General features: G+C 57.2%; 21 protein-coding genes. 11 read left to right on the plus strand and 10 right to left on the minus strand.

Going from position 1 to position 24,642, the window contains the following annotated elements; genetic code table 11:
- Positions 1–2: 2 nt before the first annotated feature.
- From pilN to ACFPM8_RS08815, 8 genes are all read right to left on the minus strand, one after another.
- A complete protein-coding gene (pilN, locus tag ACFPM8_RS08780; RefSeq protein WP_378997110.1) occupies positions 3–1,646 on the minus strand; it encodes a PilN family type IVB pilus formation outer membrane protein in 1,644 nt (547 codons plus the stop codon).
- Positions 1,646–2,254 (minus strand): toxin co-regulated pilus biosynthesis Q family protein, encoded by a 609-nt coding sequence (locus ACFPM8_RS08785; protein WP_378997111.1) that lies wholly within the window; start codon positions 2,252–2,254, stop codon positions 1,646–1,648. The genes pilN and ACFPM8_RS08785 overlap by 1 nt, the downstream gene beginning before the upstream one ends.
- 1,573 nt (positions 2,255–3,827) lie before the next feature.
- Positions 3,828–4,439, minus strand: a complete 612-nt coding sequence (locus tag ACFPM8_RS08790; RefSeq protein ID WP_378997112.1) for a GNAT family N-acetyltransferase — start codon at positions 4,437–4,439, stop codon at positions 3,828–3,830.
- Between the two features lie 36 nt (positions 4,440–4,475).
- Positions 4,476–5,993: an AMP-binding protein gene (locus tag ACFPM8_RS08795; RefSeq protein WP_378997113.1), complete on the minus strand. Its 1,518-nt coding sequence runs from the start codon at positions 5,991–5,993 to the stop codon at positions 4,476–4,478.
- Between the two features lie 86 nt (positions 5,994–6,079).
- Positions 6,080–7,333, minus strand: a complete 1,254-nt coding sequence (locus tag ACFPM8_RS08800) for a serine hydrolase domain-containing protein (protein WP_378997115.1) — start codon at positions 7,331–7,333, stop codon at positions 6,080–6,082.
- 216 nt (positions 7,334–7,549) lie between these two features.
- Complete coding sequence (locus ACFPM8_RS08805) at positions 7,550–8,485, minus strand: AEC family transporter (protein ID WP_378997116.1); 936 nt, start codon at positions 8,483–8,485, stop codon at positions 7,550–7,552.
- Positions 8,486–8,501: 16 nt separating this feature from the next.
- On the minus strand, positions 8,502–9,812 hold the full coding sequence (locus ACFPM8_RS08810; RefSeq protein WP_378997117.1) for a homoserine dehydrogenase: 1,311 nt from the start codon (positions 9,810–9,812) through the stop codon (positions 8,502–8,504).
- Between the two features lie 263 nt (positions 9,813–10,075).
- Positions 10,076–11,305, minus strand: coding sequence for a pyridoxal phosphate-dependent aminotransferase (locus tag ACFPM8_RS08815; protein ID WP_378997118.1), 1,230 nt, complete (start codon positions 11,303–11,305; stop codon positions 10,076–10,078).
- Between the two features lie 344 nt (positions 11,306–11,649).
- Here ACFPM8_RS08815 and ACFPM8_RS08820 point away from each other — a divergent pair, with 344 nt between their 5' ends.
- The 11 genes from ACFPM8_RS08820 (at position 11,650) to ACFPM8_RS08870 (ending at position 22,740) form a co-directional block, all read left to right on the plus strand.
- Positions 11,650–12,048, plus strand: coding sequence for an Mth938-like domain-containing protein (locus ACFPM8_RS08820; RefSeq protein ID WP_378997119.1), 399 nt, complete (start codon positions 11,650–11,652; stop codon positions 12,046–12,048).
- Positions 12,041–13,762 (plus strand): glycosyltransferase family 39 protein, encoded by a 1,722-nt coding sequence (locus ACFPM8_RS08825; protein ID WP_378997121.1) that lies wholly within the window; start codon positions 12,041–12,043, stop codon positions 13,760–13,762. The genes ACFPM8_RS08820 and ACFPM8_RS08825 overlap by 8 nt, the downstream gene beginning before the upstream one ends.
- 12 nt (positions 13,763–13,774) lie before the next feature.
- Entirely contained in the window at positions 13,775–14,146 is a 372-nt protein-coding gene (locus tag ACFPM8_RS08830) for an EamA family transporter (protein ID WP_378997122.1), read from the plus strand.
- Between the two features lie 57 nt (positions 14,147–14,203).
- Positions 14,204–15,340, plus strand: coding sequence for a DegT/DnrJ/EryC1/StrS family aminotransferase (locus ACFPM8_RS08835; protein ID WP_378997124.1), 1,137 nt, complete (start codon positions 14,204–14,206; stop codon positions 15,338–15,340).
- Between the two features lie 15 nt (positions 15,341–15,355).
- Positions 15,356–16,312: a glycosyltransferase gene (locus ACFPM8_RS08840; RefSeq protein WP_378997126.1), complete on the plus strand. Its 957-nt coding sequence runs from the start codon at positions 15,356–15,358 to the stop codon at positions 16,310–16,312.
- A complete protein-coding gene (locus tag ACFPM8_RS08845) occupies positions 16,309–17,217 on the plus strand; it encodes a formyltransferase (RefSeq protein ID WP_378997128.1) in 909 nt (302 codons plus the stop codon). Before ACFPM8_RS08840 ends, ACFPM8_RS08845 begins: the two co-directional genes overlap by 4 nt.
- A gap of 117 nt (positions 17,218–17,334) precedes the next feature.
- The gene (locus ACFPM8_RS08850) at positions 17,335–18,390 is read left to right on the plus strand and encodes a bifunctional UDP-4-keto-pentose/UDP-xylose synthase (protein ID WP_378997129.1); all 1,056 of its coding nucleotides are present in this window, start codon (positions 17,335–17,337) and stop codon (positions 18,388–18,390) included.
- 84 nt (positions 18,391–18,474) lie between these two features.
- Positions 18,475–19,440 carry a polysaccharide deacetylase family protein gene (locus ACFPM8_RS08855; RefSeq protein ID WP_378997130.1) on the plus strand — a complete coding sequence of 322 codons (966 nt, stop codon included), beginning with the start codon at positions 18,475–18,477 and terminating at the stop codon, positions 19,438–19,440.
- A gap of 123 nt (positions 19,441–19,563) precedes the next feature.
- Positions 19,564–19,986 (plus strand): peroxiredoxin, encoded by a 423-nt coding sequence (locus tag ACFPM8_RS08860; protein WP_378997437.1) that lies wholly within the window; start codon positions 19,564–19,566, stop codon positions 19,984–19,986.
- Positions 19,987–20,205: 219 nt separating this feature from the next.
- Positions 20,206–21,888, plus strand: coding sequence for a PhoH family protein (locus ACFPM8_RS08865; protein ID WP_378997131.1), 1,683 nt, complete (start codon positions 20,206–20,208; stop codon positions 21,886–21,888).
- Between the two features lie 117 nt (positions 21,889–22,005).
- Positions 22,006–22,740 carry a metallophosphoesterase family protein gene (locus ACFPM8_RS08870; RefSeq protein WP_378997132.1) on the plus strand — a complete coding sequence of 245 codons (735 nt, stop codon included), beginning with the start codon at positions 22,006–22,008 and terminating at the stop codon, positions 22,738–22,740.
- A gap of 50 nt (positions 22,741–22,790) precedes the next feature.
- Here ACFPM8_RS08870 and ACFPM8_RS08875 read toward each other — a convergent pair whose 3' ends face one another.
- Together ACFPM8_RS08875 and ACFPM8_RS08880 are read right to left on the minus strand one after the other, a co-directional pair.
- Entirely contained in the window at positions 22,791–23,645 is an 855-nt protein-coding gene (locus ACFPM8_RS08875; RefSeq protein WP_378997133.1) for an ABC transporter permease, read from the minus strand.
- A 48-nt stretch (positions 23,646–23,693) separates the two neighbouring features.
- Entirely contained in the window at positions 23,694–24,530 is an 837-nt protein-coding gene (locus tag ACFPM8_RS08880) for an ABC transporter ATP-binding protein (RefSeq protein ID WP_378997134.1), read from the minus strand.
- Positions 24,531–24,642 lie beyond the last annotated feature (112 nt).

Below are 24,642 nucleotides of genomic sequence, written 5' to 3' on the forward strand. Positions count from 1 at the left end.
GATCAGGCGCCGTCCATCATGATCGGCGTGACCAGAATCACGATCACTTCCTTGTTCGCCTGCGCCTTGAAGCCGCCGCCGAACAGGTAGTTATTGGCCTTGCCCACACCCTGGCGGTCGAGATTGTCGTCGGTCTGTTCAAAGCCGCTGATGATCAGCGTCTGGTTCGATTTCATCGAGACCCGCTGCAGGAAATTGCGGGTATCGACCTCCGGCGTCTGGATCAGGTTGCTGCCGTCTCCGCTTTTCACTTCGCCGATCTTGCGCAAGGCGGAAATATCCACCGAAAATTGCAGCATCACGGTGCCATTGTTAAGGACGTGCGGCAGGATCGTCATATTGAAGCCCGATGTCACCACCCCGGGATTCAACGATGAAGTCGCACCGACATTGGACGTCAGCGTAGTGGTCGACGACTTGAGGTAAGAGGTCTGCTTGGCAACCTGCACCGGTACCGGCTGGTTGTTCAGCGTCACCACCGAGGCGCTGGTCTCGCGCCTTACCTGGCCCTGGCTGGAGAGTGCGTCGATCACCAGCGAACTGCCGGCCAGCTTGCTGCTTGAGGTGGTCAGGATGCCCGCGGAAAACGCGGTACTGCTATCGGTAGCCGCAGAGGCAAGCGTGTTCTTGATGCCGAATTTCCGGAACAGGTCGCCGTACATGAGCGACCAGTTGATGCCGTAGTTATCGCCATCGTTGACGGTCACGGCCAGCACGGTGACATTGAGCATCACCTGCTGCGACAAGGATTTGTTTTCGCTTTCGATGAAGTTGGCGATGCGCTCCAGCGTGTCGGGCGTATCGACCACGGTGATGGTGCCGGTCGCCGGCGACGACACCACTTTGCCGGAAGCCGACAGCATCGCCGTCACCGATTTTTCGATGCTGGGGTAGACCGCCAGCTGCGATTTCACTGCCGTGGTCTGGGTGTTGTTCGAATTGCTGGTGCCGCCGCCGACCGCCCCGCCGCTACTCCCGCCTCCGCCGCCGCTGTCGCCGGTGACGGAACCGCTGTTGACCGAAGCCGACACCGCCGAATCGCCGGGAATCGCCTTGATCTGGAAGGTCCGTGTATCGGTGTAGAAAAACTGTATGGTGCCGCCGCTGTATTTCCAGAATATGCCGTAGCGGGTGGTAACGCTATCCAGGAAGTTTTTGAAATTGCCGCTATATACAATATGCATCCCCTGGCTTTGCTGACCGCCGGCGAACATGCCTGGCGGCGGCATGCCGTCCACAACAACGTTCGGAGTGGCTGCGCCTGCGGCGCCATTTCCCGGCACTTTGCCGCCTGCTGCCAGCAACGCGTCCGGCATCACTTTGACCGGGATACCGGAACGCAAGGAGATCCGCTCCGCCAGCTCGGCCAGCGAATAGACGGTGCGGTCGAACACGGTGGATTCGTAAAAGATCGGCGGCAGCACGCTGCGATCCAGTTTGATGGCATTGTTGCCGAGCCAGATGCCGCTTTCGTGCGTCACGGATGGTTTGTTGCCGGCGACCGGTTCGCTGTGCCCGACCTGTTTGGCCAGGCGTCCAGCGCGTGCGCCGGCCTCAATGCTGCTGTTGTCGAGTTTCTCGGTCAGCCCGGTGCAGCCGGTAACCAGAGCTGCCGCCGCAAGCATCGCGCATAATTTGATCTGCATCATTCCCGTCCTTTGACAACGATTCGGAGAACCTTGTTGCCGTCGTAAAAAATCGCGTTCATCGGTACTTCGGCTTGTTCCATGCTGCGGCTGACGGCCGCAATCGCCTCTTCAAAGGTGCCGCTGATGGACGCATGCGCGTCGATTGCATAGTCCACCGGCAGCTCCCACACCATTTGCCATCCGGCGCTGCGCGACCAGCGTGCGATCGCCGCATTCAGCGTGCGGTCGGATGCCAGCATTTCCCATTTTTGAGAGGCATGAGAAGACAGCTGCGGAACGTCGGCAGTCACCGCCGAAGCCGGAGCCGAGCTGATGTTTTTTTCTGCGACGACAGTCACGGTCGCCGCAATATCGGCGCTGCGCTGCTGCACATTGCCAAGGGCCGGTGCAGGCGACGCCAGCTGCATGCCGGTCAGGCGATGGTGGCCGGAGTCCGGCCGATCGATCCCTGACGCCGAGGCCGACGCAGTCCCGGCCTGATCAGCCTTGACCGCCATTTCCTGCGCCGTTGCAGGCGCACAGCTCAACAGGCCGCATGCTCCCAACTGCAGCGCCAACCAGCTACTCCGCAAGCGCACTCGCAACCGCGCCACTCTCGTTTCCATAACATTTCCTCTTTGGCTAACCTGCGTTTCGTCATGTGCTGTAACGCTGCGCCATGATCTCGATCCACGCTTCAATGTTCCAGAACCTGCATGCCATCACACCGCGCGACGATGCTCGCCACGCAGTACAAAGCGGTTCCAACTTGAATTAATTCCTGCTGTTTCAACCATGCGTAAAGTAACCCAGATTAATTTTCGCAACTATCAACTTTACTCAAAACGCGGTGAGGAATCGGGTTGTAAAACCGGGGATTTTCATAGGAAAAAATGGTCCTGTGCAAGCGAGGAAAAATGATTTGAAACGCATCGGCAGGAGGTGCGTAAAATTTGTTTACATCGTAGTGATCGTCGATCGGCCAGTTCGAAACACCTTTGGTTGAGTGTCATCAAGCCTTGAAAATTGACGTCAAAAGTGCGCTCTCTGGAGTGTGCGGGAGCATGGTTTAAGGGGCGCCGCAGTGTGCCGAATTACTGGGTCTTTGGGTGATGGGCCACGGAGTGCCGAGGGTTGCTTTGGATTGTATTGGTCTTGACTACCTCACCTTTTCGCCCTGACGGCGACTCACTTTATTTTGCTTCGCCAAAATAAAGTAAGCAAACAAAAGGCGACCGCAAGCCACTGCCCGCCGTAGGCAGGTCCCCAAATGCGGAATTCAACGTCAACTGCAACGTCAAAAACAACCCCAACCCCTCGGCACTCCGTGGTCCGTTAATCGGGGACACAGTAATTCGGCACGCTGCGGTGCCTCTTAAACCATGTCCCCGATTAACTACAGAGGCTGTGGTTTTGACGTTGCCGTTGCGGTTGCCGTTGATCCAATGAGCAATTTATAAAAGAGCGTCAATAGCTTGGGTCGCAAAGCCCAACGTTTGCTACGATGGCGGTGTAAATGTTGGGCTTTCCAGTTATGTAGGGCGGAAAAGCGCAGCCCTTGCAGGGCGCGTATCCGCTTGCAAGCGGATACCGTTACGCAGGCGGATGGCATGCCATCCGAAACCCCTGCTTCACCCTTCCGCCGTTTTATATGCGTCAATCGCATGTGGTACATCCAGCGGCGGATAACGCTACGCTCATCCGCCCTACGCACGTAGTAGTTAATCGGGGACATAGTTTAAGAGGCACCGCAGCGTGCCGAATTACTGTGTCCCCGGTTAACGGACCACGGAGCGCCGAGGGGTTGGAGTTGCTTTTGACGTTGCCGTTGACGTTGAATTCCGCATTGGGACGCTGCCAAATGTGGCGGCTGTCAGGCGGGAATTGTGGGAAGACATGTTTGAGCGAAGCGAGTTTGTCTTCACACCCGACTGACAGTTGGCGCATTTGGGGACCTGACCGAAGGGAAGGCAGTGGCTTGCGGTCGCCTTTTGTTTGCTTACTTTATTTTGGCGAAGCAAAATAAAGTAAGTCGCCGTCAGGGCGAAAAGCTGAGATCGCCAAGACAGCAGCACGTAAAGGCAACTACAACACCTCGGCGCTCCGTGGTCCGTCACTCGGGGACACAGTAATTCGGCACGCTACGGTGCCTCTTAAACTATGTCCCCGAGTGCCTAAGCAAAAGGAACTGAGTCGCCGTCAGCCCCCCTGAGCATTACCCCGCTTGGCCTCAAGCTGATTCACCAGATGCCTTCTGACAGTCGGCCATTCGTGGTCGATGATGGAGAACACCACGCCATCGTGATAGGAGCCGTCGTCAAGCTTGTACACATTACGCAAGATGCCATCCTGCTTGGCGCCCAGGCGCTCGATGGCGGCGCGTGATCTGTGATTCATGCGGTTGGTCCGGAATTCAACCGCGATGCAGTCCAGCGTATTGAAAGCATGCGCCAGCAGCAGCAACTTGCATTCGGTATTGATTGCCGTGCGTTGCGCGCTCGCCGCGTACCAAGTGGAGCCGATCTCGACCCGGCGCCGAGCTGCGTCGACATTCATGTAGGTGCTCATGCCGCACGCTTTTCCGGTATCAAGCCGGCGCACGGTAAACGGCAGCATGCTGCCGCTACGTTGAAGATCCAGCCTGCGTTCGATTTCGCTGCGCATCATCGCCGGCGACGGCACCGAGGTGAACCAGAGCTTCCAGATATCGCCGTCTTGCACCGCTTCCACCAACTCATCATGGTGAGCCAAGGACAGCGGTTCCAGCTTTGCATACTCTCCTGCGAGCGTGACCGATTCAGTAAAATTCATAAAATTTCTTGATCCTCGATAGGTTAAATAAGAAGGTTAAGCGCTGTATGTTGCCTCAATCGCTTCAGCATGGGCTTTAAAAATCACTCTGCGCAATGGTTTGTACTGCGACGTCAGCATGCCATTTTCGATAGAAAACTGGGCGTCGGCAATCACCAAGGCATGCACCCGCTGTTCCGCAAGCGCGGTGGCATTGCGTGCCTCCATGTAAGCCTCGAGTTCGCCCCGGTCGAGGTCGCCATTGACGGGCGAGATGACCGCGGTCAAGGCCGGTTTGCCGGCTCCGAACACGACGCATTGATGGACTGCCGGATGTTGTTTCAAATACTCCTCAATCGGACGGACCAGCACATTGCGGCCATTGAGCAGCACCACGATATCGTCGGCCCGCCCCTGGATATACAGGTAACCGTCCGCGTCCAGATAAGCCAGATCATGGGTAAACACTTCCCCGGACGGCAAGAACATCTTCTCGTTGTCCCCTTTTCCGCACCATGCGTAGCGGGTGTTGACCGGATGCCGGCTGCCTACAATCAACACCCCGTCCTGGTCGAATCGCACCGTCTTGTTGGGCAACACTTTGCCGACGCTGCCGACGCGGCAAGCATTGGGACCATTCTTGGCAACGATGCAGGCTTCGGTCGAGCCGTAGCCTTCGTAGATGGCGACCCCGGCATCATTGTAAAAATCCAGCATGGTTCGGCTGGCCGGCGCCGATCCGGTCCATAAGTAGCGGATCCGTTTACCCAGCGTCGCGTGAATCGCCAGCCGCCGCGCGCCGAGGTCGGCAGCCGCGTAATCCGTGCCGCTTTCGATCAGGGTTTTTACATCGTCGTAGAAGCCGGGGACGCCCATGATGACGGTCGGCTGGATGTGCTGCGCCGCAGGCAAGACCTCCTCCATCGAGGTCAGCGTGACGTCATGGCCGAACACCAATGCCGAATAAATCCAATATCGCTGTTGTATAAAAGACTGGGGAAAAAACACCAGGATATTGTCCGTACCACCGTGCTTGAACAGTTCTTGCACGGAATTGAGCGTGTCGTTGATGCTGCCGACCGTCGCTTCCATTCCTTTCGGTTCTGCGGTGCTGCCCGAGGTAAATTTGATCGCGCAAATGTCGTCCGCCCGATAACCCGAATGCGGCGACGGTTTTGGCGGGCGGATCGAATCGATGGCCGCCCATTTACGCACCATGCCGATGTCGATCACGTTCGGATTGTCACCCGTATAGTCCGCGGTAAAAATACACTTGAAACCGTACCGCAGCAACGATGTTTCAGCTTCGAAGCGGCCGATTTCAAGCCCGGCCACAATCCCCCCCATTTTGAGGATGGCAAGGTCCAGCAAGGTCCACTCAAGGCTGTTCTTTGCCAATATGCCGATGCGGTCGCCCGCTGTCAGTCCCAACTCCAGCAAGTGATCGCGAACGGTGGTGGCCTGGCAGTCCAGTTCATACAGGGAGATTGACCTGGCAGCACCGTTCTCGAAAAAATAAATCCGATGATCCGAAGTGGTAATTGCTCCGGTAACGATCGCATTGATAGCGTCCATGTCGATATGTCTTTCCTTGTTGTTGGGGGCTTGCTTGCCGGTGTTCGCCGATTAGGCGCGAATCGCACAATCTTCGGCCTGGAATTTCATTGCAGGGTCCGGGCCACCGCAGCGAAGAAATCATGGTCGGCAACCGGCGGTGTCCCGCTCGGCTTGGAGCGCGCGCTCCACACCACGATGACCAGTTTTTGCGCCGGATTCATATAGATATGCTGGCCGAAGATGCCGCGCGCCTCGAAGGCGCTGGCGTGAATCGAGCCCGCCGAGCGTGGTACCGGCCACAGCATGTAGCCGTAGTCGACCTGCTGGCCGCCGATCGTCTGCGGGCTGCTGGCTTCTTTCACCCAGCCCTCCGGCAACACCCGCTCGCCATCGACCATGCCGTCTTCCAGCAAGAACAAGCCGAAGCGACCGTAATCGCGCAGCGTCGCGGCGATGCCGCTACCGCCGATTTCGCCGCCGTTGGCGGATTCCAGCCACCAGGTCGCATCGGATTCCATGCCGAATTTCGCCCAGATTTTTTCGGACAAATAGGCCGACTCCGACTTGCCGACGGCGGCACTGACCAGTGCCCCCGCCACTTGTGTTTCGCCGGTGCTGTAATTCCAGCGAGTACCCGGCGCGGCGACCCGTGGCAGCTTTGCCATCAAGTCCAGCACCGCGCCGTCTTGCTGTGCGCTCTGCACTTGCAACATGTGCCGGCGATCGGAATTCGGATCGGTGTAGGTTTCCTTCCATTGAACCCCGGACGCCATCTGCAACAGCTGACGCACCGTCACGCCCTCGTAGGCGCTGCCGTTCAGCTTGGGCAAATAGCGGGTGATCGGATCGTCGATGCTTTTGATATAGCCGTCTTTGATTGCGGCCGCGATCAACGACGCCGTAATCGACTTGGCGATCGACATCGACATCCATCGCGTTTCGGGCGTATTGCCAAGCTCGTAGTTTTCGTAGGCGATCTTGCCGTTCTTGATGACCAGCAGGCCGCTTACCCGGTTCAGCGAGATATAGTCGAACAGGTCGACCTGTTTGCCAGCCGAATCGAAGACGACGTCGCGCAGGGGCTTGTCGCTGACGGCCAGCGGATAAACTTTGGCGCCGTGCGCCACAGTCCGGCTGGGAAACAGGCGATCAATGTGGCGAAACGTATTGACCTGCACATCCGGCAGCAACTTGCCGTCGTAGACTTGTTGAACGGTGCCAATCTGTTCCGATGTGTGGGACGCAGGTGCAGAAGCCGGATCTTGCGCTGCGGCGAACGGTGCCAGCGTAATCAAAATCAGCGCCGACCATAGTCGCGTGCGATTGCCCTTTAAGCAGGATATGGTTGCACCAAGCATTGAATCGAGTCTCCCATTATTTTTAGTAAACATCGCGCTTATCATTGCGCTTATATCTGGAGGAATTTACCTTGGAATCGCCGTCATTACCCCTGTTAAAACTGACAGCTTGATAAGCCGGACAAGGCCGGCTTGCATGATCTTCAGCGAAGAAGAATAAAAAAAGCCACCGCAACGGTGGCCTTGTTTTATCTGTGTGTACGACCATCGGTCGGCTTATTTAACCGGGCTCCCGGAATAAGCCAGCCAGGCAAATAGCAATGCGCAAGACAGCACTGTGGACGCCAGCAAACCGACGCCGATAAATTCATTTTCAGTGCGCAAAGAAGATGTGAACACCAGGATGTTGGCGGCAATCGGCAATAAGGGCATCAATAAAAATACCTTTAATTCCATCGGCTGCAGGTAGCCCAGCCAATTCAGGGTGAAAGCAAGGCTTCCGACAATCGCCGCCGCCAGCAACACCCTGACCCCGAGCAGCAAGCCAAGCTTGCGCCAGTCGATTGTTTTGATCGCTACGTTGGCCACGCTCATACCGACCAGTCCCATGCCTAACACGGATGTCATCAAGGTCGCGACATCCAGTGCAAGCACCAAGGCGTGATTGTTCATCAGCGGCGCACGCAGTCCCAGCCAGTGCAAAAGAAATGCGCCAGCCGCCATATAAATGGCGGGCACTTTAAATAGTTTCGACAGCGCTGAAGACTTGCCGGGCTGCTCGCTTGCAATCAGCAAAAAGCCGACAGTGTTGCCGAACAACATACCGCCAACATACAGCGCCGTCATCACGTTGGCGCCACTATTGCCATAGATCGCCTGGACGATGGGAATGCCGAACCAGCCGATATTGAAATAGCCGAAGGCGCAACGCAAAGTACCTTTGCTAACGGTATCTTTGAACCATCCGGTGAAAGCGCTGGCGCCGATAGCCATCAGCGAGCTGACGCCGAAAGCCAATGCCACCAGCAACAGGAATGGCGCGATTTCCGAAAAAAGCGCGCCCTTGAAAACCACAATCGGCACGCAACCATAGAACAGCGTTTTTGCCACCAAATCTTGCGACAGGCGCAGCCAGCGCCTCGACGCATAGCCGCCGGCCACATACAGATAGGCCGGCAGCAGTTTGGAAAAAAGATAGAAAAATGTCGTCATCTCTCAGGTTGCGCAATCAACCCAGGCCTTCCAGACGAATCTTGGTGACTGAGCCGACCACCGTCGACAAGGCTTCGATCTTCGCAATCGCCGCTTGCACGTTCTTTTCCTGGGTCTGGTGGGTCAGCATGATGATGTCGGTGCGGGTTTCGCCTTCTGCCGGCTCTTTTTGCAGCATGGCGTCGATCGAGATCGAGGCGTCGGCCAGGATGCGCGTGACGTCGGCCAGCACACCGCGCTGGTCGGCGACATGCATGCGCAGATAGTAGCTGGTGGTGATTTCCGCCATCGGCAGAATCGGCGTGTCGGCCATCGCGTTGGGCTGGAATGCCAGGTGCGGCACGCGATGTTCGGGATCGGCGGTAGCCAGGCGGGTGATATCGACCAGGTCGGCGATCACCGCAGAAGCGGTCGGTTCGGCGCCGGCGCCCTTGCCGTAGTACAGCGTATCGCCCACCGCATCGCCGCGCACCAGCACCGCGTTCATCGCGCCTTCCACGTTGGCGATCAGACGTGTGGTCGGGATCAGCGTCGGATGTACGCGCAGCTCGATGCCGCCGTTGGTGCGCTTGGTGATGCCGAGCAGTTTGATGCGGTAGCCGAGTTGTTCCGCATAGCGGATATCGGTCGCCTGCAGCTTGGTGATGCCTTCGACATAGGCTTTATCGAACTGCACCGGGATGCCGAAAGCAATCGAGGCCATGATGGTCAATTTGTGGGCGGCGTCGATGCCTTCGATATCGAAGGTCGGATCGGATTCGGCGTAACCCAGGCGTTGCGCATCTTTCAGCGCGACGTCGAAGTCGAGGCCCTTGTCGCGCATTTCGGACAGGATGAAATTGGTGGTGCCGTTAATGATCCCGGCGAGCCACTGGATGCGATTGGCGGTCAAGCCTTCGCGCAGCGCCTTGATGATGGGGATGCCGCCGGCCACCGCCGCTTCGAACGCGACGATCACGCCTTTTTCTTGCGCCGCCTTGAAAATTTCGTTGCCATGGGCCGCAATCAACGCCTTGTTGGCGGTCACTACGTGCTTGCCGTTGGCAATCGCCTTCAGCACCAGGGTCTTGGCAATACCGACGCCGCCGATCAGCTCGATGACAATGTCGATATCGGGATGGTCGACGACCAGGTTGGCGTCATTGACGACCGTGATTTCACCATTGGTCAATTGCTTGGCGCGCTCGATATCGAGATCGGCCACCATCGTAATTTCAATTGCGCGTCCTGCGCGTGCGGCAATCTCTTGCTGATTGCGCTTCAATACGTCGAACGTGCCGGAACCGACCGTGCCTATGCCAAGCAAACCTACCTTGATGGATTTCATGATCTCTATTGCCCGTAAAAAAATCTGCTGATACCGACTGGGCGGAACCGCCGCGCCGGCGCAGAGAGTAATAACGATACTCCGCTATTGTTAAGTAAAAATGACCACCCGTCGCGGATCGAGTAGGTCGGAAAAGCGCAGCGTCTTCCGACATCGTGCATCGCATCTGCGAGTCAAACCCTAGGCCGGTTTCAAGGAGCCGATAGCGTCGGAAGGCGCTGCGCTTTTCCGACCTACCCTCAAACGGACCGACGAATCGACGATCAGGCGGTGCCGTGCCGCTTGCGATACCCCTCGAGGAAGTGGGCGATTCGTCCCACCGACTCGGCCAAGTCGTCGGAGTTCGGCAAGAACACTACCCGGAAATGATCCGGCGTCGGGCAGTTGAAGCCGGTGCCTTGCACGATCAGGACCTTTTCTTCCGCCAGCAGCTGATAGGCGAAATCCTGGTCGTCGGTGATCGGATACATCTTCGGATCGAGCCGCGGGAACATGTACAGCGCCGCCTTCGGCTTGACGCAGGTAACGCCGGGGATATCGGTCAGCAACTTGTGCGCCATATCGCGCTGGCGCGTCAGACGGCCGGTCGGCGCCACTAGGTCTTGAATGCTTTGATAGCCGCCGAGCGCGGTCTGGATCGCATACTGGCCGGGCACGTTGGCGCACAGCCGCATCGAAGCCAGCATGTTAAGACCTTCGATATAACCCTTGGCGTGTTTTTTCTCGCCCGACACCACCATCCAGCCGGCCCGGTAGCCGCAGGAGCGATAGTTCTTCGACAAGCCGTTGAAGGTGATGAACAGCACATCGTCCGCCAGCGAGGCAATCGAAGTGTGGGTATTGCCGTCGTACAGCACCTTGTCGTAAATCTCGTCGGCAAAAATAATCAGTTGATGCTCGCGCGCCAGATCGACGATTTGTTGCAGCAATTCATCCGGATACAAGGCGCCGGTCGGATTGTTCGGGTTGATGACGACAATCGCCCGGGTATTCGAATTAATTTTCTTTTTGATATCTTCGATATCCGGGAACCAGCCGGACTGCTCGTCGCACACATAGTGGCGCGGAGTGCCGCCGGACAGGCTGACCGCCGCGGTCCACAGCGGGTAGTCGGGCGACGGCACCAGCACTTCGTCGCCGGTATTGAGCAGCGCGTTGACGCTCATTACGATCAGCTCCGAAATACCGTTGCCGAGGTAGATGTCATCCACGCTGACGCCCTGGATATGCTTCTGCTGGGTGTAGTGCATCACCGATTTGCGCGGCGCGAACATGCCCTTGGAATCGGTATAACCGGAGGCGTTGCCCATATTGAGAATCATGTCCTGGACGATCTCGTCCGGCGGCTCGAAGCCGAACACCGACAGGTTGCCAATGTTCAACTTGATGATCTTATGACCCTCTTCTTCCATTTGCCGCGCTTTTTCCAGCACGGGGCCACGTATGTCATAACAAACTTCGTCCAGCTTCTTGGATTTTTGAATTGGTCGCACTGTACAGTTCCTTGTATTTGATACAACGTATTTAATACAACATGATCAAGCAATAAAAACTTTCTGAAAAATGACTGTACGCCAATGACCGCAGCATTGCTGCCGCCATGCTTGTTGCCAACTGCTTCCGCCACTTTTCAGAGAGCTTTTTGGCGACCGCCCAAGCGCCGCCAGAACCGTCCATTCTGCCGAAAGCGTGAGCATTTATCAATCAATAACGCGAGCTTGCTGATGGAAAACGCTACAATGCAGCACTTTATTTTCCAATTTTCGGCAATTGGCTCGCCTCCCACGTGTCAAATTTTGATTTTGAGTTCGCCACTGGTCACGCTACCAACTAGACAATGAAGCTACATACCACCTCGACCCAGCAATATCAAACCGTCACTGCCTACGATGACAATGGCGTGGAAATCAACGCAATCCGTTTCGAGCACAGCTTGCTGGTATTGCCGGAATCCGCGCCCGTGGTCTGGCCGGTCAGCGATTTCGACGCGCTGCACACCGAGCATTTCGAGCACATCGCCAGCACCGACCCGGATGTCGTAATCCTGGGCACCGGACAGCGTCAGCGCTTCGTTCACCCGAAACTGACCGCGGCGCTCACGACGCGTCGTATCGGCGTCGAATGCATGGACAACCAGGCCGCCTGCCGCACTTACAACATCCTGATGGCCGAGGGACGCAAAGTGGCACTGGCATTAATTTTCAACACACCCAAGGAAGCCGCTCAAGATGCGTGAATTGCATAAATCGAAAACCTTTGTCTGGCTCCTATTCCTGCTGTTTTGCATCATATGGTGTTACATGCTGGGCGCCCGCACGCTGGTGCCGACCGATGAAGGACGCTATGCCGAAATGGCGCGCGAAATGGTGGCCACCGGCGACTGGATCACATTGCGCCTGAACGGCATCAAATACTTTGAAAAACCTCCGCTCCAGACCTGGATGAATGCGATTACGTTCGAGCTGTTCGGCCTCGGCGAATGGCAGGCACGGCTCTGGACCGGCTTATGTGGCTTGCTTGGCGTGGTGCTGGTTGCGTTCACCGGACGTCGCGTGTTTTCGCCGCGGGTCGGTTTTTATGCCGCACTGGTGCTGGGTTCCAGCTTCCTGTGGGCTGGGCTGGGCCACATCAACACGCTCGACATGGGCTTGTCCGGAATGATGACGCTGGCCTTGTGCGGCTTGCTGTTAGGACAACGCAGCGATATCGGCGCTACTGAACGCCGCAACTGGATGCTGCTTTGCTGGGCCGGGATGGCGTTGGCGGTCTTGTCGAAAGGCTTGATCGGCGTGGTATTGCCGGGCGCGGTGCTGGTGCTGTACACGCTGTTTTCACGCGACTGGGCGATCTGGAAGCGTTTGCATCTGGTGCTGGGGCTAATCGTATTCTTCGCGATCACGACACCGTGGTTTGTGCTGATCTCGCTGAAGAATCCGGAATTCCCATATTTCTTCTTTATCCACGAACACTTCCAGCGCTTCACCACCGATGTCCATCATCGCTCGGGCCCGCTGTATTACTTCGCGCCGATCTTGCTGTTGGGTATCGTGCCCTGGCTCGGCGTGCTGTTCCAGAGCTTGTGGCAAGGCGCGCATGAACGCAGCGCCGCGTCCGGCTTCCAGCCGAAAAAGATGCTGCTGATCTGGGCTGTTTTCATCTTTTTCTTTTTCAGCATTTCGGACTCCAAGCTGCCGTCGTACATCCTGCCGATCTTCCCGGCGTTGGCGCTGTTGATTGCCTGCCATCTGGACAATGCTTCGAACAAGGCGGTGATCGCCTCCGCCAGTTTGTTGCTGCTGCCGGCCGTCGTCGGCCTGGCGCTGTGCTGGAAAATTCCGTCGCTGGCCAAGGATGCGTATTCATTGCCGTTGCTGCAAGCGCATGTGCCCTGGGTCTTCGCCGCCTCGGTGATCGCCTTTATCGGCGGCATTGCCGCCATCCGGCTGGCGCGCCGTCAACGGGAATGGGCCGTAGTCGCGCTCGCCGCCAGCGGTTTTGTTGCGGGCCAGCTGTTGATGGCCGGCCACGATCCTCAGGGCCGCTATTCGGCCGGCATCGACCTGGTGCCTGCCATCCAGGCCGAAATGACGCCGCAAACCACGCTTTACGTGGTCGGCAAATACGAGCAGTCGCTGCCGTTTTACCTGCGCCGCACGATGACCATGGTGCAACATATGGATGAACTGGAATTCGGCTTGGGCCAGGAACCGCAATTGTGGATTCCGACCATCGACGCGTTTGTCGTCAAATGGACCGCCGATCAGGCTGCCGGCAAGAAAGACATCGCGATCATCCGCCCTGAAAACTATCAGGAACTGCAACAACGCGGCGTTCCGATGCGCGTCATCGGCCAGGACCCGCGGAGAGTGGTGGTCAGCAACGTGCTGCCGGCAGCAGCCCCCGCTGCGCCAGCGGCCGCGCCTGCCGCAGCAACTCCAGTCACACCATAACGACGAATCGACATGACTCTTACTACTTTTGTTTTTCTCTTCATCGGCATTTGCCTGAACGCCGCCGCCCAATTGCTGCTGAAGGCCGGCACCAATGCGGTCGGCGTGATCAGCCTGACGCCGCAGAACTGGTTCGCCACCGGCATCAAGCTGGCGACCCAACTGCCGATCCTGGCCGGCTTGAGCTGCTATGTGATCTCGGTGGTGGTGTGGATCATCGGCCTGTCGCGGGTCGATGTCACCATTGCTTATCCGCTGCTGTCGCTGGGCTACATCATTAGCGCCGTCGGCGCCTGGTATTTCCTGGGCGAGGCGGTCTCGGCCCAGCGTTTGATCGCGATCGGCATCATCATCGTCGGCGTGGTATTGCTGACCCGTAGCTGATTCATACAGTTGATTCGCGCAGCTGATTCGACCTTAACCATTTTGGACATCCAAATCATGAGCCAACAACCATTTCTCCCCTTTTCCAAGCCCACCATTGATGAAGCCACCATCGCCGCTGTCGGCGATGTGCTGCGCTCCGGCTGGATCACCAGCGGCCCCAAGGTGCAGGCGTTTGAAGCGCAGTTGTCGGAATATTTTGGCGGCCGTCCGGTGCGCACTTTCAACTCCGGCACCTGCACCATGGAAATCGCGCTGCGGATCGCCGGCATCGGCGCCGGCGACGAAGTCATCACGACCCCGATCTCATGGGTCGCCACCGCCAACGTAATTATCGAAACCGGCGCGACGCCGGTGTTTGCCGATATCGACCCGGTCACGCGCAACCTCGATCTGGCGCAGGTCGAAGCCGCCATCACGCCGCGCACCAAGGCGATCATCCCGGTTTATCTGTCCGGCCTGCCGCTGGATATGGATAAGCTGTATGCATTGGCCAAGAAACATAATTTGCGTGTGATCGAAGATGCCGCCCAGGCGCTCGGCTCCACCTGGAACGGCCAGCGTATCGGCTCCTTCGGCGACTTCGCCTCGTTCAGCTTTCAAGCCAACAAGAACGTCACTTCGGCCGAAGGCGGCTGCCTGGTGTTGAATAACGCCGAAGAAGCACGGCTGGCGGAAAAATACCGGCTGCAAGGCGTCACCCGCAGCGGCTTCGACGGCATCGACGTCGATGTCCTGGGCGGCAAGTTCAACATGACCGACATCGCGGCCACCATCGGTCTCGGCCAGTTTGTCCACATCGACGCCATTACCGCGCATCGGCGGCAACTGGCGCAACATTACTTCGCCTGCTTCGGCAGCGATTTTGTACAAAAATACGGCGCGCAACTGCCGGTCCCCGACTTCGAAAACAGCAATTGGCACCTGTTCCAGCTGGTGCTGCCGGAGCGCAAGGATGGCAAGCCGGCCCGCGCCACCTTCATGGAGCAGATGCAGGAACACGGCATCGGCACCGGCTACCACTACCCGGCGATCCACCTGTTCAGCATGTACCGCGCGCGCGGCTTCAAGGAAGGCATGTTCCCGGTTGCGGAGCGGGTCGGCCGCCTGATCGTGACGCTGCCGATGTTCAATACGATGACCACGAACGATGTCGAACGGGTCGTCAACGCGGTAAAATCCGTGCTTCAATAACATTGCGAACGCTTGATGAAACCAGAACTTTCCGTCGTCATCCCGGTTTACAACGAAGAATCCGGCCTCGCCAAATTGTTCGAACGGCTCTATCCCTCGCTCGACGCACTCGGCATCACTTATGAAATCCTGTACGTCAATGACGGCAGCCGCGACAAGTCGGCGGCGATCCTGGCGGAAAAATTTCGCGAGCGTCCGGATGTCACCCGCGTCGTGCTATTCAACGGCAATTTCGGCCAGCACATGGCGATCCTGGCCGGGTTCGAGGCCAGCCGCGGCGAGATCATCGTGACCCTCGACGCCGATCTGCAAAATCCGCCGGAAGAAATCGGCAACCTGGTAGCCAAGATGCGCGAAGGTTACGATTACGTCGGCTCGATCCGGCGCAAGCGCCAGGATTCGGCCTGGCGCACCATCGCCTCCAAGGCGATGAACGTGCTGCGCGAAAAAATCACCGGCATCAAAATGACCGACCAGGGCAATATGCTACGCGCCTATGGCCGCAACGTGGTCGACCTGATCAACCAGTGCAAGGAAGTCAATACTTTCGTGCCGGCGCTGGCTTACACCTTCGCCCGCAAACAGGCCGAGATCGTGGTCGAGCACGAAGAACGTTCGGCCGGCGAGTCGAAGTATTCGCTGTACAGCCTGATCCGTTTGAATTTCGATCTGGTGACCGGCTTTTCGATCATGCCGCTGCAGCTGTTTTCGCTTATCGGCATCGGCCTGTCGTTCTTCTCCGGCGCCTTGTTCGTGGTGCTGCTGGTGCGCCGCTTCCTGCTCGGCTCCGAGGTGCAAGGGGTGTTCACGCTGTTTGCATTTGCCTTCTTCCTGATGGGCATGATCCTGTTCGGCATCGGCTTAGTCGGCGAATATGTCGGCCGCATCTATCAGCAAGTGCGAGCCCGTCCACGCTATGTGGTACAAGCATTGCTGGAGCAATCATCGGCCGAGGATACCCAAGCATCATGAAAGCCGTCGTCTTTGCCTATCACAACGTCGGCGTGCGCTGCCTGAAAGTCTTGCTGGCGCGCGGCGTCGAGATCGCCCTGGTGGTGACCCATGAAGACAATCCGCAGGAGACCATCTGGTTTGAATCGGTCTCCGCGTTGTGCCAAGAACACGGCATCCCGACCGTCACCCCGGCCGATCCGGCCAGTCCCGAGTTGCTGGCGCAAGTAACAGCGCTGCAACCTGACTTCATTTTCAGTTTCTATTACCGCCACATGCTGCCGGTCGCTTTGCTGGCGCTGGCCGGACACGGCGCGTACAACATGCACGGTTCGCTGCTGCCCAAATATCGCGGCCGGGTGCCGATCAATTGGGCGGTCTTGCACGGCGAAAGCGAAACCGGCGCCACCCTGCACGAAATGGCGGCCAAGCCGGATGCCGGCGCCATCGTCGCCCAAACCGCAGTGCCTATCCTGCCCGACGACACCGCCTATGAAGTCTTCGGCAAGGTCGTGGTGGCGGCAGAACAAACGCTGTGGAACGTGCTGCCAGCGATGCTGGCGGGAAAAACGCCGAAGCTGCCGAACGACATATCGCAGGGCAGCTATTTCGGCGGCCGCAAGCCGGAGGATGGCAGAATCGACTGGAGCAAGCCGGCCCAGCAGGTATACAACTTGCATCGCGCAGTGGCGCCGCCCTACCCCGGCGCCTGGACCGTGATCAAAGACACCACTTTCGTTATCGGAAATGCACGTCTATCGGCTAACTTGCCCGAAAAAGCGGTCGCGGATTTGCCTACCGGCTTGGCGGTGGTGGATAATCGCATTGTTGGCGTCTGCGGCGATGGTCGCACGCTGTTGATTAACGAGTTACTGGCAAACGGACAATCCGTTTCGCCGGCGGCCTTACAAAACATCCTTTTATAAAACATCCTGGCAGTGTCATTCCGCAGCGAATGCGGGATCTCAAACCACCGTGCCATACAGGAATTGCAGCGTTTGAGATTCCATCGTTCCGGAATGACAACCTAATTAGATACTCATATGAAAAAAGTCCTCATCCTCGGCGTAAATGGTTTCATCGGCCACCACCTGTCCAAACGGATCCTGGAAACCACCGACTGGCACGTCTACGGCATGGACATGATGACCGACCGGATCGGCGACCTGCTCGACAACGATGCGTATAAATCGCGCATGCATTTCTTTGAAGGCGACATCACCATCAACAAGGAATGGGTCGAGTATCACGTCAAGAAATGCGATGTGATCCTGCCGCTGGTGGCGATCGCCACGCCGTCGACTTATGTCAAGCAGCCATTGCGCGTATTCGAGCTGGACTTTGAAGCCAATCTGCCTATCGTCCGCTCCGCCGCCAAATACAAGAAGCACCTGGTATTCCCATCGACGTCCGAAGTCTACGGCATGTGCCACGACGAAGAATTCGATCCCGAGCAGTCTGAATTGATCTGCGGCCCGATCAACAAGCCGCGCTGGATTTATTCGTGCGCCAAGCAATTGATGGATCGCGTGATCTGGGGCTACGGCATGGAAGAAGGCTTGAATTTCACCCTGTTCCGTCCGTTTAACTGGATCGGCGCCGGCCTCGATTCTATCCACACTCCGAAGGAAGGCAGCTCACGCGTAGTGACGCAATTCTTTGGTCATATCGTCCGCGGCGAAAACATTTCGCTGGTCGACGGCGGCCAGCAAAAACGTGCTTTCACTTATATCGACGACGGCATCGATGCGCTGATCAAGATCATCGCCAACAAAGACGGCGTCGCCAGCGGCAAGATCTACAACATCGGCAATCCGGTCAACAACTACTCGATCCGCGATCTGGCCGACATGATGTTGAAACTGGCCGCCGAATATCCGGAATATGCGGACTCGGCCAAGAAGGTCAAGCTGGTCGAAACCACTTCCGCCGCTTATTACGGCAAGGGCTATCAAGACGTGCAAAACCGCGTGCCGAAAATCACCAACACTTGCGACGAGCTGAACTGGCAACCAAGCACAACCATGGCCGACACCTTGCGCAATATTTTTGATGCGTATCGTGGCCAGGTGGCTGAAGCACGTGCGTTGATGGATTAAAAAAAGCATGACACAGGGTGGACTTGCGCCAGCTTTTCCACCCTTCCCCGCAGACCTCCTCCCCCTCTAGCCCGACCGAATACCTTGCCTCTTCTCACATTAAAGATCGACGCCGACACCTATCGCGGCACCCGTGAAGGAGTGCCCAATCTGGTACGCCTGCTCACCAAATACCAGGCCCGCGCCACTTTCCTGTTTTCTCTTGGACACGACCATACCGGCTGGGCCTTGAAACAGGTGTTCCGCCCCGGATTTTTCCAAAAGGTATCGCGCACTTCGGTGGTCGAACATTACGGCCTCAAGACCTTGATGTACGGCGTACTGCTGCCGGCGCCGGATATCGGCAAAACCTGCGCCAAGTACATGCAAGCAGTGCGCGATGCAGGATTCGAGTGCGGCATCCATACCTGGGATCATCGGGTCTGGCAGGACCACGTACGCCAGCGCGACGGCAGCTGGACCAGTCTGCAAATGCAGCGTTCGTTCGACCGCTTTACCGAGATCTTCGGCACGCCTTCGAAGACCCACGGCGCCGCCGGCTGGCAAATGAATCCCACCGCATTTGAACAGCTGGAGAAATTCGGCATGGCCTACTCATCGGACGGCCGCGCCATGCTGACCGAGCGCGGCACCTTGGCCGATCCCGCTGCGGGTCCGCATCGACTGCAGATAAACGGCAACACGCTGAACTGCATACAGTTGCCGACGACCCTGCCGACGCTGGATGAACTGCTAGGCCGCAGCATCGACGGCATCGAATTGAACCCATCGAATATCGCCGCGCATATCCTGAAGCTGACCGAAACTCCGCGCGATCATGTATTTACTCTGCACGCAGAACTTGAAGGACAGAAACTTGCCCCCATCTTCGAAAAATTGCTACAAGGATGGCGCGCACAGGGCTACGATCTGGTGGCCATGGAAGATCTCTATCAGCAAGTCAAAGACCAGCCGCTGCCGAGCCTGCCGCTACTGTGGGCGGAACTGCCGGGGCGGTCGGGTGAAATGATTATGCAAGCGCCGGCGGAGCCAGGCAGTCGGAGTACCTGAGACTGATGTTTTGACATCCTCCTGCGTTGGCAACCGATTCATCATATTTTTAGTGAACAGGACAATACAGTGGCTGACAAACCATCCATCATCGACAAGACAGTGCCCGACTTCTCCGCTGCCATGACCGGCGACAAGACTTTTACCTTGTCGGATTATCGCGGTCAAAATGTCGTGCTGTACTTTTACCCAAAGGACAACACCCCGGGTTGCACCACCGAAGGCATCCAGTTCCGCGACCTGTATCCGGAATTTCAAAAACACAATACCCAACTGTTTGGCATCAGCCGCGACAGCATTCGTTCGCACGACGGCTTCAAGGCCAAGCTAGAGATGCCGTTCGACCTGATTTCGGACCCGGACGAGACGCTATGCGTCATGTTCGACGTGATGAAAATGAAGAATATGTACGGGAAACAAGTCCGTGGCATTGAGCGCAGCACGTTTGTGATTGACGGCGCCGGCACATTGGTGAAAGAATGGCGTGGAGTGAAAGTACCGGGGCATGTTGCAGAAGTACTGGAGTTTGTTAAGACTATTGCTTGAGTTTATCTGTCCTTGAATTCTAAAATTTATCTCTGTAAGCCGTTTGCGGACAAGGTCACGAACCTTCCCAAACGGCTTTTTTACTTTCGATTTGTGCTTTTTGCAATTACCGATGTTCTTTCATCATTTGCCGTTGCCCCAGGCACTACCTCTCCCGTTTGCTCCAGTTTGTGTTAACGCTAAAGCGAACTATTTTTTTATCCTTAAAGCGAGGTTCTGATGCCCCTACCAAAATTACCGACCAAACCCGCTTCTTTACTATCCGTTCAAGATTATCCAAAAGCGGAAGCGGGCAAAGCCGTCAAACCCCGTATCGCTATCGTCGAGCCGATGGCCCGCAGCGTGGAAGCTGCGCCACCAGCACGCATCAAGCCAGTAGAAGCGCGTAAAACCGGCAAGGCGCCGGCAGAAAACGCGCGCGCCGTGATCGCCGCCAAACCGGCAAAACCGGCTGACCGCCCGAAATCAAGCACCAGCCGCGCCGCCGACAAATCCGGCGTGACCAAGTTGTTTGTGCTGGACACCAACGTGCTGATGCACGACCCGACGTCCTTGTTCCGTTTTGAAGAACATGACATCTACCTGCCGATGGTGACGCTCGAAGAACTCGACAATCACAAGAAAGGCATGTCGGAAGTTGCGCGCAACGCCCGCCAGGTATCGCGCTCGCTGGATGCCTTGGTTGGCGACGTGGTCGACGACCTGATCGACCACGGCATTCTGTTGTCCAAGCTGGGCAACAAGGACGCCAAGGGCCGTTTGTTCTTCCAGACCAAACTGCAAAACGCCGACTTGCCGGAAGGACTGCCGGTCGGCAAGGCAGACAACCAGATTCTCGGCGTGGTGCGTGCGCTCGAAGCAGAGCTGCCGACCCGTCCGGTGGTATTGGTGTCGAAAGACATCAATATGCGCATCAAGGCGCGCGCCATGGGCCTGCCGGCTGAAGACTATTTCAACGATCATGTGCTCGAAGATACCGACCTGCTGTATTCGGGCATCCAGCCTTTGCCGGACGATTTCTGGAACAAGCACGGCAAGGGCATCGAGTCGTGGCAAGAGAATAAACACGGCACCGGCTATACCTTCTATCGCCTGAGCGGGCCATTGGTGCCGTCCCTGCTGGTGAATCAATTCGTTTTCATCGAGCCGAAAAACGGTGAGCCGGCATTCTACGGACAAGTCACGCAGATCAACGGTAAAACTGCGGTGATGCAAACCTTGCGCGATTACGGCCATGCCAAAAACAGCGTCTGGGGCATCACTGCGCGCAATCGCGAGCAGAATTTTGCGCTGAATCTGCTGATGAATCCGGACTGCGATTTCGTCACCCTGCTGGGTCAGGCCGGTACCGGCAAGACCTTGCTGGCGCTGGCCGCAGGCTTGGCACAAGTACTGGAAACCAAGACCTACAACGAAATCATCGTCACCCGTGTCACGGTGCCGGTCGGTGAAGATATCGGCTTTCTGCCGGGTACCGAAGAAGAGAAAATGGGGCCGTGGATGGGCGCCTTCGACGACAACCTGGAAGTGCTGAACAAATCCGATTCTGATGCCGGCGAATGGGGTCGTGCCGCGACCCAGGATCTGATTCGTTCACGCATCAAGATCAAGTCGCTCAACTTCATGCGCGGCCGCACTTTCGTCAACAAGTTCCTGATCATCGACGAAGCGCAAAACCTGACGCCGAAGCAAATCAAAACCTTGGTGACGCGCGCAGGACCGGGTACTAAAATCATCTGCCTGGGCAATATCGCCCAGATCGACACGCCGTACCTGACCGAAGGCTCCAGCGGCCTGACCTATGTAGTGGATCGTTTCAAAGGCTGGTCGCACAGCGGCCATGTGACACTGGCGCGCGGCGAACGCTCGCGCCTGGCGGACCATGCCAGCGACGTGCTGTAACCGACCTCGCTGATCAGTGGTGCAGCGATGCACCACTCTGTAAGCTGAACGGGCGCGATTCGATCTCGATTGAATCGCGCCCATTTTTATTAGGAACCCCGGAACTGAGGCAAGCAAATGAAAATCGCAATTTTGTCTGACATCCATGGAAATATTTGGGCGCTGGAAGCTGTGCTGGCCGACGTCAAAAAACAGGGAGTGGACCTGCTCGTAAACGCCGGCGACATCCTGTCTGGACCGCTGGAGCCATCGGCCACCGCCGATTTATTGATGTCCCTGAACCTGCCGACCATCAAAGGCAATCACGAGCGTCAGCTACTCGCCTGCGAACACAAGCGAGGCGGCCCGTCCGACCAGTTTGCTTTTGAGCACACCACACAAGCGCAGCGCGACTGGTTGCAAGGATTGCCAGCCACGCTAGAGCTCAGCAATGAGGTTTTTATGTGTCACGGCACGCCATCCAACGACCTGATCTATTTTCTTGAAGAGGTCGACCAGCGCGGTCGTTACCTGGCGCCGATCGCAAATGTCGAAGCGCATGCAGGCAGCCTGAAGCACAGCCTGATCATTTGCGGGCATTCCCACAAGCCGCGCAGCTATGCCATCTCCGGCGGGCGTCTGGTGGTCAATCCGGGCAGCGTCGGCCTGCAAGCCTATGACGACGACCAGCCCTATTTCCACACGGTCGAAAACGGCAGCCCGCATGCGCGCTACGCCATTTGCGAGAGCGCCGGCAGCACCTGGAATGTCGGACATCGCTGCGTCAGTTACGAGCATGAAAAAGCAGCTGCGACAGCGCACCGCAATGGACAGCAAGACTGGGCCAAATGGCTGGCAACCGGCAGGGCATAAAAAAACGGCGCACCTCAGTGCGCCGCAACCTTAAGACAATACACAGTAACTTAGAACGCCACCGGACGCCACTTCAATAAGCGCTTTTCCAACGTGGTCAGCAAATAATCAGCAGCCAGCGCCACTACCGCCAGCACGATCATTGCAGCAAACACACCGCTGGCATTAAATGCGCCTTGCGCGGTCGAGATCAGCAAGCCGATACCCTGCTTGGAACCCAGGAATTCGCCGACCACCGCGCCAACCAGGGCGAAACCGAAGCTGACATGCAGGCTTGCCAAGATCCAGCTGAGCGCGGAAGGAATCACCACCGACATCGTGACCTGGCGCGGCGAGGCGCCCAGGATCTGGGCGTTGGCGATCATGTAACGATCGGCTTCACGCACTCCCTGGAATGCATTGCCGAACACCACGAAGAACACCATCACCACCGCCAGCGCGACCTTGGATGCCATGCCGAGGCCCAACGCGATCACGAAAATCGATCCAAGCACCACCCGAGGAATCGAGTTGGCGACTTGAATATAGATACTGAATACATCCGACAGCAACTTGTTGCGGCCTAACAAAATGCCGCAAATGACACCGGCCACCGAACCGATAAAAAACCCGAGCACGGTCTCTTCCAGCGTCACCAATACCTGCGTCCACAACGGTCCCTGCGAAGTGCCGTCGACCATCCAGTCGATAATCTGAATCACGATCAGCGATGGTTGCGAAAAGAAGAACGGATCGATCCATTGCAGCCGTGCCGCCAGCTCCCAGCCGCCGAGGATGAATACCAGGATGCCGATGCGCAAAGACATCACCAGCCAATAGCGCTGCTTGATTTTTCGTTGTGCTTCTTGCTCGACAGTGGCCAGGCTGGCAGCGCTGAGCTTGTCGATCGTTTGTACTTGATTCATGGTGCTACCTTTTTCCTCTCGCTCAATCTAAATAGTTGAACGACATAGTTAACTGATGTGTACTTCTTCTCGCAGGTCGGCCCAGATCTTGCGCGAGATGTCGATAAAGCGCTGTTCGTAGCGCACCTCGGACATCACGCGCGGGCGCGGCAGGTCGATCTCGTACACGCTCTTCAGGGTGGCTGGGCGCGCCGTCAACACGTAGACCTTGTCGGCCAATGCAATCGCCTCTTCCAGATCGTGCGTCACGAACACCACCGAGCCGGCTTGCGACGACCACAGCTGCAGCAACTCATCCTGCATCAGTGTCCGGGTCTGCATGTCGAGCGCGCTGAAAGGCTCGTCCATCAACAGGATTTCCGGACTATTGATAAAGGTCTGGGCCAGCGCAACGCGCTTGCGCATGCCGCCCGATAATTGATGCGGATAATGATTGCTGAACTTGTCGAGGCCGACCCGGCGTATCCATTCTTCCGCCAGCGCGTAGGCGGCATCTTTCGGCTTGCCGCGAAACAGCGGTCCGGCGGCGACGTTGTGCAGCACGCTGCGCCACGGGAATACGGCATCGTTCTGAAATACAAAACCGATGCGCGGATCGATGCCGTTGACCGGCTCACCCATGATGCGCACTTCGCCGACGGTCGGCTTCAGCAAGCCGGTGATCATGCTGAGCGTGGTCGACTTGCCGCAACCGGTCGGTCCCACCACGGCGACGAACTCGCCGCGCGCCACGCTCATCGTGAAATCGCGCAGCGCAACGGTCGCTTTGCCGTCCGGAGAAATAAAACGACAGGAGACGTTACGTAATTCGATCGCCGGCGTATCCCGCGAAACCTGCTGTGCCGACGCTGAAGCCGCAGCGGGGGCGTATGTTGATTGGTTCATTCCACATTTCCTTTGCATGAAGTAGGTCGGAAAAGCGCAGCGCCTTCCGACATGGCGGACTGCTGCGTCGGAAGGCGCTGCGCTTTTCCGACCTACGACATCGGTTGTTACC

Origin of the sequence: Paraherbaspirillum soli (genome assembly GCF_042654985.1) — a bacterium.
GTDB lineage: Bacteria > Pseudomonadota > Gammaproteobacteria > Burkholderiales > Burkholderiaceae_D > Paraherbaspirillum > Paraherbaspirillum soli.

Excerpts from the sequence above, each read along its gene's own strand:
- pilN (WP_378997110.1), bottom strand. The coding sequence starts at position 1,646 with ATGCAGATCAAATTATGCGCGATGCTTGCGGCGGCAGCTCTGGTTACC.
- ACFPM8_RS08785 (WP_378997111.1), bottom strand. The coding sequence starts at position 2,254 with ATGGAAACGAGAGTGGCGCGGTTGCGAGTGCGCTTGCGGAGTAGCTGG.
- ACFPM8_RS08790 (WP_378997112.1), bottom strand. The coding sequence starts at position 4,439 with ATGAATTTTACTGAATCGGTCACGCTCGCAGGAGAGTATGCAAAGCTG.
- ACFPM8_RS08795 (WP_378997113.1), bottom strand. The coding sequence starts at position 5,993 with ATGGACGCTATCAATGCGATCGTTACCGGAGCAATTACCACTTCGGAT.
- ACFPM8_RS08800 (WP_378997115.1), bottom strand. The coding sequence starts at position 7,333 with ATGCTTGGTGCAACCATATCCTGCTTAAAGGGCAATCGCACGCGACTA.
- ACFPM8_RS08805 (WP_378997116.1), bottom strand. The coding sequence starts at position 8,485 with ATGACGACATTTTTCTATCTTTTTTCCAAACTGCTGCCGGCCTATCTG.
- ACFPM8_RS08810 (WP_378997117.1), bottom strand. The coding sequence starts at position 9,812 with ATGAAATCCATCAAGGTAGGTTTGCTTGGCATAGGCACGGTCGGTTCC.
- ACFPM8_RS08820 (WP_378997119.1), top strand. The coding sequence starts at position 11,650 with ATGAAGCTACATACCACCTCGACCCAGCAATATCAAACCGTCACTGCC.
- ACFPM8_RS08825 (WP_378997121.1), top strand. The coding sequence starts at position 12,041 with ATGCGTGAATTGCATAAATCGAAAACCTTTGTCTGGCTCCTATTCCTG.
- ACFPM8_RS08830 (WP_378997122.1), top strand. The coding sequence starts at position 13,775 with ATGACTCTTACTACTTTTGTTTTTCTCTTCATCGGCATTTGCCTGAAC.
- ACFPM8_RS08835 (WP_378997124.1), top strand. The coding sequence starts at position 14,204 with ATGAGCCAACAACCATTTCTCCCCTTTTCCAAGCCCACCATTGATGAA.
- ACFPM8_RS08840 (WP_378997126.1), top strand. The coding sequence starts at position 15,356 with ATGAAACCAGAACTTTCCGTCGTCATCCCGGTTTACAACGAAGAATCC.
- ACFPM8_RS08845 (WP_378997128.1), top strand. The coding sequence starts at position 16,309 with ATGAAAGCCGTCGTCTTTGCCTATCACAACGTCGGCGTGCGCTGCCTG.
- ACFPM8_RS08850 (WP_378997129.1), top strand. The coding sequence starts at position 17,335 with ATGAAAAAAGTCCTCATCCTCGGCGTAAATGGTTTCATCGGCCACCAC.
- ACFPM8_RS08860 (WP_378997437.1), top strand. The coding sequence starts at position 19,564 with ATGACCGGCGACAAGACTTTTACCTTGTCGGATTATCGCGGTCAAAAT.
- ACFPM8_RS08865 (WP_378997131.1), top strand. The coding sequence starts at position 20,206 with ATGCCCCTACCAAAATTACCGACCAAACCCGCTTCTTTACTATCCGTT.
- ACFPM8_RS08870 (WP_378997132.1), top strand. The coding sequence starts at position 22,006 with ATGAAAATCGCAATTTTGTCTGACATCCATGGAAATATTTGGGCGCTG.
- ACFPM8_RS08875 (WP_378997133.1), bottom strand. The coding sequence starts at position 23,645 with ATGAATCAAGTACAAACGATCGACAAGCTCAGCGCTGCCAGCCTGGCC.
- ACFPM8_RS08880 (WP_378997134.1), bottom strand. The coding sequence starts at position 24,530 with ATGAACCAATCAACATACGCCCCCGCTGCGGCTTCAGCGTCGGCACAG.